The following is an 11,742-nucleotide window of genomic DNA, read 5'->3' as shown; positions in this document are numbered from 1 at the left end:
CGACCGCTGTACGCAACACGCTGCACCAGGGGAGGCGGGCTACGGCCCGCCTCCCTTTTTTTCGTCTCCGGCCGGCGGCGGCGGTAGGATAGGGCGGTCGCCCTTCCGGACCCCACGATGAAGCTGCAGGTGCCGTTCATCCAGTTGCCGCTGGCCATCGACGCCGCGCGCCTGGCGCAGGAGATCGCCGCGCTGGGCGAGGGCCCGTGGCGCCCGCACCCGCAGGGCTTCGCCGGCAACTCCATGCTGCCGCTGGTGGCGGTGAACGGCGATCCCGGCAACGAGGCCTTCTCCGGCCGCATGCAGCCCACCCCGGAACTGCTGGCCTGCCCCTATCTGACCCAGGTCTTCGCCAGCCTGGGCGCCACCGTCGGCCGCAGCCGGCTGATGCGCCTGTCCGGCCACGCCGAGGTCACCCGCCACGCCGACCAGGGCTATTACTGGGCCGAGCGCGTGCGCGTGCACATTCCGGTGGTGACCCAGCCCACGGTGCGCTTCGAATGCGGCGATGCGGCGATCAACATGGCCGCCGGCGAATGCTGGATCTTCGACACCTGGCGCCAGCACCGGGTCATCAACGACGCGGTTGAATCGCGTGTGCACCTGGTGGTGGACACCGTGGGCGGCGGCGATTTCTGGGAATTGGTCGGCCGTGGCCGACCGCACAACGCGCCGCGCGACGGCTGGCCGCAGCGCGCGCTGGCGCCGCGCCCGGGCGAGGTCGCGAGCTTCCCCTGCGAGACGGTCAACGTGCCCACGGTGATGAGCCCCTGGGAGCTGACCGCGCACTTCGGCCTGCTGTTCGCCGACGTGGAGCCGCACCCGCAGCTGCAGCCGGTGCGGCAGGCGTCGATGCGCTTCGCGCGCGCGTGGCAGGGGCTGTGGTTCGAGTACGGCGATCGAGCTGAGGGCCATGCGCGTTATCGCGAGACGCTGCAGCGTTTCATCGATGAGGTCAAAGGCCCGAGCCAGACCTTGCGGCTGAAGAACGAGTTGCGCTGGTTCAACGCGATGATGACGATCGTGGCCAAGTTCGCGGTCGGCGCCGACGCGCAGAGCCTGGGCAGTTCGGCCGAGCAGCAGCGCGCCGTGGGCGACAACGCGTAAGCCTGGGCTTTCCGGGTAGGAGCGGCGTGAGCCGCGACCGCGAATCATCGCCTACGACGAATGCCACGCTCGCCCCTGTAGGAGCTGCGCAAGCTGCGACCGCGAATCCGCACTTACGACCAAGCTCTCGGCCGGCCTGGGGCCTGCTCTGGCGCCTTGGGGTAGGAGCGGCGTGAGCCGCGATCAGCTCCGAACTCGCGACATTCTTTGGGTGTGTCTTCAGAAGCAACAGCAACAGCTTCCGTCCGCAAGCGGCCGGGTAACTTTCTTTTGATAAGCGTCAAAAGAAAGTAACCAAAGAAAAACGCTGCCCCAGAGCTCCCGTGCGAGAGCGGAGTTTGCGCGGGGATTTTTCGATGGCACATCCATGTGCCAGCGAAAAACGGCGCACGTCCTGTGCGCCGCCCTACGGGTCTTCTATTGGTGCTGCGAGTTCGGCGCCCGAGCGAGGAGCAAGAGCATTCGCTGCGCTCATCCCCTCACCCTAACCCTCTCCCGCAAGCGGGAGAGGGGACAGATCCGACGCCGCTTGCTGCTTTAGCCCCTCTCCCGTTCACGGGAGAGGGGTTGGGGTGAGGGCACGCGTAGCGACAAGCTACGGCGCAAGCCCGTTCCAAAAAAGAAAGGCCGCCCCAAGGCGGCCTTCTTCGTTCCCAGCGCAGCGCAGCGCTCAGAACTTCGGCTTGTCGCTTTCCTCGGTCGCGTTGTAGCGATCGATCGCCTCGAGCAGGATCTGCTTGGCTTCGGCGGCCTTGCCCCAGCCGTCGAGCTTGACCCACTTGCCCTTTTCCAGGTCCTTGTAGTGCTCGAAGAAGTGGCCGATGCGGTCCAGCCAGTGCTGGCTGACCTGGTCCACGTCGGAGATGTGGCTGTAGCCGGCGAAGACCTTGTCCACCGGCACGGCGAGCAGCTTTTCGTCGCCGCCGGCTTCGTCGGTCATGCGCAGCACGCCGACCGGGCGGCAACGGATCACCGAGCCGGGGATCAACGGCAGCGGCAGCACCACCAGCACGTCGGCCGGGTCGCCGTCGCCGCACAGGGTGTGCGGGACGTAGCCGTAGTTGCACGGGTAACGCATCGGCGTGGACAGGATGCGGTCGACGAAGATCGCGCCGGAGGCCTTGTCGACCTCGTACTTGACCGGCTCGGCGTCCTTGGGGATTTCGATGATGACGTTGATCTCTTCCGGCGGGTTCTTGCCGGTGGGGACGAGGTCCAGGCCCATGGGGGATAGCTCCGACTGCTGGTGGCCCGCCGGGGGGCGGGCCGGATAAAGAGGCGGGCATTCTACGCCGCCGGCTGCTGCGGCGCAGCATCGGCTTCCGGGGGCGGGCCAGCGCCTGTCGGACTGGTGAGGGACACCCGCACAACCCCGGGGTCTGCGGCGGGTGTGCGCGGGCGGAATCGGACAGGTGCCGCTTTGGATGAGCCGGGCGCGGCCCGCAGCCAGGGGCGCATCCCCGACCGCGCCCCGGGCGGCGTGCGATGCTGCGGGCGCGGACCAGGGGAGCGGATATGGGCAAGGGGTGGCGCGGTTGGATGCTGCTGGCGGCCTTGCTGCCGGCCGCGGCGGTGCAGGGGCGGGAAGCGAACGACGAAACGCGCGTAGCCGCCTACTTCGAACGCATCGCCCAAAGTCCGCCACGGTTGCGCATGTTCCTGCAGGCCATGCCCAAGGGTGGCGACCTGCACAACCACGCCAGCGGTTCGGTCTACGCCGAGGACTACCTGCGCTGGGCCGGCGAGCAGGGCTATTGCGTGGACAGCGCCAGCCACCGCATCGAGCGCCCGCCGTGCGAGGCGCCCGGCCGCCTGCCCGCGCGCGACCTGGCCAGCCGCGACTACGCCAGCTACAGCCGCGCGATCGACACGCTGTCGATGCGCAACGCGCCACTGCCCGATGCCGACCATTTCTTCGCCAGCTTCGACGGATTCCGCGCGGTGTCCTCCGGCGACGACGGACGGGTGATCGCGGCCACGCGCGAACTGGCCGCCGCCGACCAGGTCGCGTACCTGGAACTGATGAGCATGCCCGCCGGCGCCAAGCCGTTGCTGGAGGCCGTTCAGCACCTGGACGGCGAGGACTTCGCCGGCTTGAACGACGTGCTGGACCCGTTGCTGCCCGCGGCGGTGGCCCGGGCGCGCGCGGAGGTGGACGGCGAGGAAGCGCGTTTCGCGCAGGCGCAGGCCTGCGGCACCGCCGCCGCCGCGCCGGCCTGCGCCGTGGAAGTGCGCTACCAGATTCCGGTGCTGCGCCAGCGCTCGCCCGCACAGGCCTATGCGGCGATGCGCTTCGGCTTCGCCCTGGCCCTGGCCGATCCGCGCTGGGTCGGGGTCAACATCGTCGGCCCCGAGCACCATCCGGTAGCGCAGCGCGACTACGGCCTGCACATGCGCATGTTCGCCCAGCTCAAGCACCGCTACCCGTCGGTGCGGCTGGCCCTGCACGCCGGCGAGCAGACCCTGGGCCTGGTGCCGCCGCAGGCGCTGCGCGACCACATCGCCCTGGCCGTGCGGCTGGCCGGTGCCGACCGCATCGGCCACGGCGTGGACATCGCCTACGAAACCGACGCGCCGGCGCTGCTGCGCGAGATGGCGCGCCGACGCGTGGCGGTGGAGATCAACCTCAGCAGCAACGCCGCGATCCTGGGCGTGAGCGGCCCCGCGCACCCGCTGGCGACCTACCGCGAGGCCGGCGTGCCGGTGGTGCTGTCCACCGACGACCAGGGCGTGCTGCGCAGCGACCTCAGCCACGAATACCAACGCGCGGTGCAGGAACAGGGCCTGCGCTATCCGGATCTGAAGCAGATCGCGCGCGACAGCCTGGAGTACGCGTTCCTGCCCGGCGCCAGCCTGTGGACCTCGCGCGCGGGCGGCGCGCGCGTGGATGCCTGCGCACGTTCGCGCGAGGCGGCCGATGCGGATTGCGAGCGCTACCTGCAGGGCAGCGCAAAGGCGCGGCAGCAGTGGCGGCTGGAGCTGGCGTTGGCGAAGTTCGAGCGCGAGGTGGGGCGGTAGGGCTCGCCCTCACCCCAACCCACGCCCCGGCCCGACCGCATAGCGGTCGGGCGTTCGGTGCAGCGCGAGCCAATGGCTCGCAAGCGCTGCCCCTCACCCCGCAAGCGGGAGAGGGGCTAAAGCAGCAAGCGGCGTCGAATGCATGCCCTCTCCCGCCTGCGGGAGAGGGCTAGGGTGAGGGGATGAGCGCGCAGCGCGAATGCCCTTGATCCCCGCTCGGGCATCGAACTCGCTGTCCCAATAGAAGACCCGAGGGGCGGCGCACAGGATGTGCGCCGTTTTTCGCTAGGCCAGGGATGGCCTATCGAAAAATCCCCGCGCAAACTCCGATCTCGCACGGGAGTTTTGGCGAAGCGTTTTTCTTTGGTTACTTTCTTTTGACGCTTATCAAAAGAAAGTTACCCGGCCGCTTGCGGACGGAAGCTGTTGCTGTTGCTCTTAAGAGCAAATCCCCCTCAATCCCCCTTTTACAAAGGGGGAAGACAAGCGGAGGCGGCCGGAGCGGTCCGATCCCCATAAACGACAACGGCGGCCGTAGCCGCCGTTGTCGTCAGCTGCGCCAGCGGCGCGGCCCGGCTTACTCCACCAGCACTTCCACCCGGCGCGCATCGTTCGCATTGCCGTCGCCGGTGGTCTCGGCCGGCTTGTCCATGCTCACGCGCTCGGCCGCGATGCCCTGCGCGATCAGCCAATCGTGCACGACCGACGCGCGCTGCTTGGCCAACTCGGCGTTGGCCGCCGGGTCGCCGCTGCGGTCGTGGAAGCCGGACACGCGCGCCTTCAGCGCCGGATCGCGCTGCATGCGGTGGTACACGCCCGACAGCGCGGTCTCGAAATCGGCCGGCAGCGCGGCCGAGCCGACTTCGAAGTACAGCGTGGCCTTGCTGTCCGCCCCGGCCTGCACCGTGCTGCCGTCAGCCGCGGCGGGCGCCTGCAGGGACGCGGCCGCCACCGGCGCGCCGTGACCGGCCGCGGATGCCGCACCGGCCGCGCCGGTATCGGCCGGCAGCAGCGGCACCAGCAGCAGGGCGACGATGTTGATGATCTTGATCAGCGGGTTGATCGCCGGGCCGGCGGTGTCCTTGTACGGGTCGCCGACGGTGTCGCCGGTGACCGCGGCCTTGTGCGCTTCCGAGCCCTTACCGCCGTGGTGACCGTCCTCGATGTACTTCTTGGCGTTGTCCCAGGCGCCGCCGCCGGTGGTCATCGAAATGGCCACGAACAGGCCGGTGACGATGGTGCCGATCAACAGGCCGCCCAGCGCCTTCGGACCCAGCAGCAGGCCCACCACCACGGGCACGGCCACCGGCAGCAGCGACGGCACGATCATTTCCTTGATCGCGGACTTGGTCAGCATGTCCACGGCCTTGTCGTACTGCGGCTTGCCCGTGCCCTGCATGATCCCGGGGATATCGCGGAACTGGCGCCGCACTTCCTCCACCACCGCGCCGGCGGCGCGGCCCACGGCCTCCATCGCCATCGCGCCGAACAGGTAGGGGATCAGGCCGCCGATCAGCAGGCCGATGATCACGTAGTGGTCGGACAGGTCGAAGGAGAACACCGCGCCCGGATGCGCGGCCTGCAGGTTGTGGGTGTAGTCGGCGAACAGCACCAGCGCGGCCAGCGCGGCCGAGCCGATCGCATAGCCCTTGGTCACCGCCTTGGTGGTGTTGCCCACCGCGTCCAGCGGATCGGTGATGTTGCGCACCTCCGGCGGCAGCTCCGACATCTCGGCGATGCCGCCGGCGTTGTCGGTGATCGGACCGTAGGCGTCCAGCGCCACGATCATTCCGGCCATCGACAGCATCGAGGTCGCGGCGATGGCGATGCCGTACAGCCCGCCCAGCGCGTGCGCGCCCCAGATCGCCAGGCACACCGCGATCACCGGCAGCGCGGTCGACTTCATCGACACGCCCAGGCCGGCGATGATGTTGGTGCCGTGACCGGTGGTGGACGCGGCGGCCACGTGCTGCACCGGCTTGAACTGGGTGCCGGTGTAGTACTCGGTGATCCACACGATCGCGCCGGTCAGCACCAGGCCGATCAGCGCGCACCAGTACAGGTTCATCGCCCCGTAGCTGGAATCGGCCATCAGCTCCTTGGTGATCGGATAGAACGCGATCGCCGCCAGCACCGCCGACACGATCACGCCCTTGTACAGCGCGCCCATGATCGAGCCGCCCGCCTTCACCTTGACGAAGAAGGCGCCGATGATCGAGGCGATGATCGACACGCCGCCCAGCACCAGCGGGTACAGCACCGCGTGGGTGCCGGCCTGGGCCATCATCAGCCCGCCCAGCAGCATGGTCGCGATCACGGTGACCGCGTAGGTTTCGAACAGGTCGGCGGCCATGCCGGCGCAGTCGCCGACGTTGTCGCCCACGTTGTCGGCGATCACCGCCGGGTTGCGCGGGTCGTCCTCGGGAATGCCGGCTTCGACCTTGCCCACCAGGTCCGCGCCCACGTCGGCGCCCTTGGTGAAGATGCCGCCGCCCAGTCGCGCGAAGATCGAGATCAGCGAGGAACCGAAGGCCAGGCCGACCAGCGCGTGCAGCGCGGCTTCGCCGGTCACGCCCATCTTGCCCAGCACCAGCCAGTAGCCGGCCACGCCGAGCAGGCCCAGGCCCACCACCAGCATGCCGGTGATCGCGCCGCCGCGGAACGCCACGTCCATGGCCGGGCCGATGCCCTTGCGCGCGGCTTCGGCGGTGCGCACGTTGGCGCGTACCGATACGTTCATGCCGATGTAGCCGGCCGCGCCCGACAGCACCGCGCCGATCAGGAAACCGATCGCCGTGTGCCAGTTCAGGAAGAAGCCGATGACCACGAACAGCACCGCGCCGGCGATGGCGATGGTGGTGTACTGGCGGTTGAGGTAGGCGCGCGCGCCTTCCTGGATCGCGCCGGCGATCTCCTGCATGCGTTCGTTGCCGGCGGGTTGTGCGCTGATCCAGCGCGCGGAAATGATCCCGTAGAGGATCGCGATGACGGCGCAAGCCAGCGCCAAGGTCAAACCGTACTGCTCCAGCATGAACCCCTCCCCAGAGTGGACATCGGAATTTCGGATTTTCTGTACGTTGTGGGTCGCATGCCCGCGGGCATGGCAACGCAGGGACTATCGCACAGCCCCGAACCCTGTGAAACCTCGTGAAACCGGGGTTCAGCCCCGGCGTGCCAGCCTGCGACCCCAGTCACGTATCGATGGAGCCCCGTTCATGCGCACTGCGCTCGTCCTGTCGGCCCTGTTGCTGCCGGTGCCGGCCCTGGCCGCGGACCCGGCCCCGGAAATCCAGCGCACCGCGGTGAGTCCGCAGGCGGTGGGTACGGTCCACACCCTGCGTCAGATCCCCGAAGCCTGCGCCCGTCTGGAAGGCCGTTTCACCGGTCAGGCGGCGCAGCCGTACCAATTCGCGGTGGTGCGCACCAGCCCCCACTGCCAGCCGCGCGCGCGTTTCGTCGACGCCGCCAAGGCGCAGCCCTCGACCGCGTCCGGCTGGATCTTCAATGATGTGCTGCGTGTGCCCAATGCAGCCTGCCCGTCGCAGCAAGCGGTGGTGAAGGTGTGGCGCAAGCCCGGCAACGCCACCCCGCCCAAGCTGGACGCGCAGGGCCAGTCGCGGCTGTATCTGCAGGACGAGAAGGCCAAGGCCGCGGCCAACCGCCTGGCGGCGGTGCCGATGTTCGCGGCGGCGATGACGGTGGAAGGCGCCGGCTGCGGCGGCTGAGGCCGGTCAGGCCGGCGCCGGATGCTTCCGGCGCGGCCGATGGGGCGCGGGCAACGAGCGCGTCGCCCGCGCCGGAGCGCGGCTTGGCGCGCTGCGATTACTGGATCGCGCGGCAGTTCTTCAGCCACACCAGGCGGTGGGCCTGGTCGTAGGTGTCGTAGGTGGCGTTGAGGTACATCTTGTCGCCGTTGCGCATGGCCAGCGAGTAGGCGTTCTGGTCCGGCATCATCCGGCAGGCGATGCGGATCTCGAACATGCGCGACTTGCTCTGGATCAGGCCCGGCACCAGCGAAGGGTTCATGTCGAAGTAGAGCTCGAACGCGCCCTTCTTGCCGGCCACGCCCTTGTTGACGCCCTTGATGTTGTAGACCTTGTTCTCGAAGCGCACGTTGATCGCGGCCTCGTTCTCCAGGCCCTGACGCTCGATGTCGGTGGCCAGCGCGGTGGCCTGGATCTCGATCGGCTTGGCCGCCGAGCGCGCCACCGCGCCCTTGCCCGGCTTGAGCTGGGTCAGCATCTTGCACATCGCGTCGCGGATGCCGTCGGCGCTGCCGAAGGTGCCGCGGCGGGTCTTCATCAGCATCGACACGGTACCGTCGGCCTTGGCGGTCACGTAGACCTGCAGGCCCTTGTGCGCGGCGTTGGCCGGTTCTTCCAGCAGCAGCGAACCGGTGTCCGGGCTCTCGTCCAGCACGTCCATGCCGTCGGCGATGGCCAGGTTGCGCATTTGCCCGATCGCGTTGGGCATGGCCAGGCCCGGCACCTTGTAGGACGTGGAGTATTCGGCGCCGGACAGCGCGTTGCCCTTCTTGGAGAAATTGTCCTCGCACTGGCCGGCCAGCGCGGGCAGGGAGGGGAGCAACAGCAGCAGCGGCAGCAGATGGGCTTTCATGAGCGTTTCCTTGGAATGAACGGTCTTCCGTGCGCCCCGCATCGCTCCGTGACGCCCGCGCGCGCAGATTGCCGGATTAAACGCATCGATTCAACGACAAACGCACGCGAAATCCGCTATGGGGTTCGCATTCCTGCGCTCGGACGTGCGCTTTACGCGCTCAGTCGCAGGCGTCGGCGGGGTAGCGGCGCTGCATTTCCTCGGGGTCGAGCTGCTCGATGCTGTGGCCGATGTTCCAGCGGTGGCCGAAGGGGTCGATCACCGTGCCCGAGCGCTCGCCGTAGAAGTGATCGCGCGGCGCCATCGCCAGTTCGGCGCCGGCGGCCACCGCGCGCGCGACCACGTCGTCGGCGTCGTCCACGTGCAGGTGCAGGGTGTGGCTGTGACCCCGCGCCGGGTCCGGGCGGCGGATGTCGACCTCGGGGAACTCCTCGCACAGCATCAGCGTGGTGCCGCCCAGGTCCAGCTCGACATGGCCGATGCGCCCGCCGGGTTCGACCAGGCGGAACTTCTCGCTGGCGTCGAACACCTTGCAGTAGAACTCGATGGCGGCCTGGGCGTCGGCGACGCAGAGGTAGGAAAACAACTCGTGCACGGCCATGACGGGCTCCTTGGGAATGGGTGAGCGCAGCTTGCTCGCGCCCGGTGACCGCGTATTGGACGAAATTTACCCGTTCGCTCCCAATCCGCGCCTATCCCTCGCTTCCAACGGTAGGAGCGGCGCAAGCCGCGACCGCGACACTCGCTTGCGACGCGACCGGCGGCTCCGCGGTCGCGGCTCACGCCGCTCCTACAACGGCTACACCCGCTCCACCGGCAAGTGATGCGCCGACACCGCCCGGGCCGCCAGATACTCGCGCGGGCTCACCCCGGCGAAGGCGCGGAACTCGCGGATCAGATGCGACTGGTCGCAGTAGCCCGAATCCAGCGCCAGCTGCGCCCAGGCCGGGCGCGGCGTCGCGCCCAGCGCCTGCAGCAGGCGCTTGAAGCGTTGCACGCGCGCATAGCGCTTCGGAGTCAGGCCGGCCAGCTCGTGGAAGCCGGCGATGAAGCGGCGGTGGCTGCGGCCGCTGTCGCGCGCGAGCGCGGCGATGCGGCGCTCGTCGTCGTCGCGCAGCGACACCGGCGCGCGCTGCAACGAGCGCACCGCCCGCACGATCTGCGGATCCAGGCCGCGCGGCGGCCGCAACCGCGCGTGCAGCCAGTGCTCGAACGCGCACTGCCGGCGCAGCGGATCGCGCTCGGCGGCCAAGCGTTCGTAGAGCTCGTCGGTCGCGCCGACGCCGCAGACCAGATCCAGATCGACATGGCGGCCTTCCAGTTCCGAAGCGGCCACGCCGAACAGCGCCAGGCTCGCCCCCGGCCGCAGCACCGCGCCCACCGAAGCGGCCGGGTGCGCGGTGTCCTTGATGCTGTAGCCGCCGCGCGCGCCGGCGAGCACGGCCGGCGCATGCGCGCGGCCCGTGCGATCGCCGGCATCGGCGTAGGTGCGCAGCGGCGGCCCGTCCAGGCGCACCGCCAGATGCAGCGCGCCGCTGGGCAGGGAGCGCTCGCGCGCATGCGCGGGCGCCGCATCGGGCTTGGCGCAGACCCAGACCGTGTTGATCCAGGGGCGCAGGTCCGGCAGCAGCGGCGCGCCGGCGCTCATGCTCAGGCCGCGAACGGCGGCAGCTTGGGCTTCACCGCCACGTTCTTCAGGGTCACGTACTTGGGCAGGCCGTCGCGGCCGTAGGGCGGCGGCGCCTCGCCGCGGATCAGCGGCTCCAGGTAGCGGCGCGCGGCCGCGGTGATGCCGTAGCCGTCCCTGCGGATGAAGCCGGCCGGCATCTTCTTTTCGTGGTTGGCGACCTTGTCCAGCGGCGCGGCCTCGATCTTCCAGCGGTAGGGCGCGTCCGAAGCGCGCACGATCACCGGCATCACCGCGTTGCGGCCTTGCAGGGCCAGTTCCACCGCGGCCTTGCCGACCGCGCGCGCCTGCTCCAGGTCGGTCTTGGAGGCCAGGTGCCGGGCCGAGCGCTGCAGGTAGTCGGGCAGGGTCCAGTGCACCTTGTAGCCCAGCGCGTCCTTGACCCGGCCGGCCAGGTGCGAGGCCACGCCGCCCAACTGGGTATGGCCGAAGGAGTCCTGGCCGCCGCCGGCATCGGCGACGAAGCGGCCGTCGGCGGTCTGGATGCCCTCGCTGGCCACCACCACGCAATAGCCCACGCGTTCGACCGTGGCCCGCACCTTGGCGAAGAAATCGGCCTCGTCGAACGGCCGCTCCGGGAACAGGATCAGGTGCGGCGCCGCATCGGCGCCGTCGCCGGCCAGGCCGGCGGCCGCGGCCAGCCAGCCGGCGTGGCGGCCCATGGCCTCGTAGACGAAGACCTTGGTCGAGGTTTCGGCCATCGCCGCCACGTCCAGCGCGGCCTCGCGCACCGACACCGCGGTGTACTTGGCCGCCGAACCGAAGCCCGGGCAGCAGTCGGTCACGGCCAGGTCGTTGTCCACCGTCTTGGGCACGCCGATGCAGGTCAGCGGGTAGCCGAATTCGGCCGCCAGGCGCGAGACCTTGAGCGCGGTGTCGGCCGAGTCATTGCCGCCGTTGTAAAGGAACCAGCGCACGTCGTGGGCCTTGAGCACGGCCAGCAGGCGCTCGTAGCGGGCGCGGTCGGCCTCCAGCGATTTCAGCTTGACCCGGCAGGAACCGAAGGCCCCGCCCGGGGTATGGGCCAGGGCCCGGATCGCCGACAGCGGCTCCTTGCTGGTGTCGATCAGCTCCTCGCGCAGGGCGCCCAGGATGCCGTTGCGGGCCGCCAGCACCTTGACCTTGCGGGCGCGGGCGGTTTCGATGACCGCCGAGGCGGTGGCATTGATGACGGCGGTCACACCGCCCGATTGAGCGTACAGCAGGGTTCCAGAGGCCATGGCGCTTCCGAGTTTGACGCCGGGATGCGGTAAGCTGGCCGCATTATTGCCGCCCGGCGGTGGGAGATGGCCGCAGTGTAGCGCCGCTCCGCC

General features: G+C 69.6%; 9 protein-coding genes and 1 pseudogene. 3 read left to right on the top strand and 7 right to left on the bottom strand.

The features are described from left to right. The first annotated feature begins 117 nt into the window (after window positions 1-117). Window positions 118-1,107, top strand: a complete 990-nt coding sequence (locus DX914_RS17870) for an aspartyl/asparaginyl beta-hydroxylase domain-containing protein (RefSeq protein ID WP_115861336.1) — start codon at window positions 118-120, stop codon at window positions 1,105-1,107. A 670-nt stretch (window positions 1,108-1,777) separates the two neighbouring features. On the opposite strand, the gene ppa is transcribed toward DX914_RS17870, so the two are convergent. Continuing rightward, entirely contained in the window at window positions 1,778-2,332 is a 555-nt protein-coding gene (gene ppa / locus DX914_RS17865) for an inorganic diphosphatase (protein ID WP_115861334.1), read from the bottom strand. A 290-nt stretch (window positions 2,333-2,622) separates the two neighbouring features. Between ppa and DX914_RS17860 the strand changes: the two genes are divergently transcribed. After that, the gene (locus DX914_RS17860) at window positions 2,623-4,125 is read left to right on the top strand and encodes an adenosine deaminase family protein (RefSeq protein ID WP_196778959.1); all 1,503 of its coding nucleotides are present in this window, start codon (window positions 2,623-2,625) and stop codon (window positions 4,123-4,125) included. Between the two features lie 577 nt (window positions 4,126-4,702). Here DX914_RS17860 and DX914_RS20635 read toward each other — a convergent pair. Together DX914_RS20635 and DX914_RS17855 are read right to left on the bottom strand one after the other, a co-directional pair. Then, window positions 4,703-5,029: an OmpA family protein gene (locus DX914_RS20635; RefSeq protein ID WP_269204257.1), complete on the bottom strand. Its 327-nt coding sequence runs from the start codon at window positions 5,027-5,029 to the stop codon at window positions 4,703-4,705. 102 nt (window positions 5,030-5,131) lie between these two features. Then, window positions 5,132-7,156: pseudogene (locus DX914_RS17855) on the bottom strand (sodium-translocating pyrophosphatase); the annotation flags it as partial. Between the two features lie 184 nt (window positions 7,157-7,340). On the opposite strand from DX914_RS17855, the gene DX914_RS17850 reads away from it, so the two are divergent. Beyond that, window positions 7,341-7,850, top strand: coding sequence for a hypothetical protein (locus DX914_RS17850; RefSeq protein ID WP_115861330.1), 510 nt, complete (start codon window positions 7,341-7,343; stop codon window positions 7,848-7,850). 97 nt (window positions 7,851-7,947) lie between these two features. Here the strand turns inward: DX914_RS17850 and DX914_RS17845 are convergent, their stop codons facing one another. The 4 genes from DX914_RS17845 to DX914_RS17830 form a co-directional block, all read right to left on the bottom strand. Then, a complete protein-coding gene (locus DX914_RS17845) occupies window positions 7,948-8,742 on the bottom strand; it encodes a hypothetical protein (RefSeq protein WP_115861328.1) in 795 nt (264 codons plus the stop codon). A 160-nt stretch (window positions 8,743-8,902) separates the two neighbouring features. Further along, window positions 8,903-9,343 carry a VOC family protein gene (locus tag DX914_RS17840; RefSeq protein ID WP_115861326.1) on the bottom strand — a complete coding sequence of 147 codons (441 nt, stop codon included), beginning with the start codon at window positions 9,341-9,343 and terminating at the stop codon, window positions 8,903-8,905. Window positions 9,344-9,541: 198 nt separating this feature from the next. Continuing rightward, entirely contained in the window at window positions 9,542-10,390 is an 849-nt protein-coding gene (locus tag DX914_RS17835) for a helix-turn-helix domain-containing protein (RefSeq protein ID WP_115861324.1), read from the bottom strand. 2 nt (window positions 10,391-10,392) lie between these two features. After that, window positions 10,393-11,649, bottom strand: a complete 1,257-nt coding sequence (locus DX914_RS17830) for a 6-phosphofructokinase (protein WP_115861322.1) — start codon at window positions 11,647-11,649, stop codon at window positions 10,393-10,395. Window positions 11,650-11,742 lie beyond the last annotated feature (93 nt).

This window comes from Lysobacter silvisoli, from assembly GCF_003382365.1.
Classification (GTDB): domain Bacteria; phylum Pseudomonadota; class Gammaproteobacteria; order Xanthomonadales; family Xanthomonadaceae; genus Lysobacter; species Lysobacter silvisoli.
This window is presented reverse-complemented; position numbering and strand designations above follow the sequence as displayed.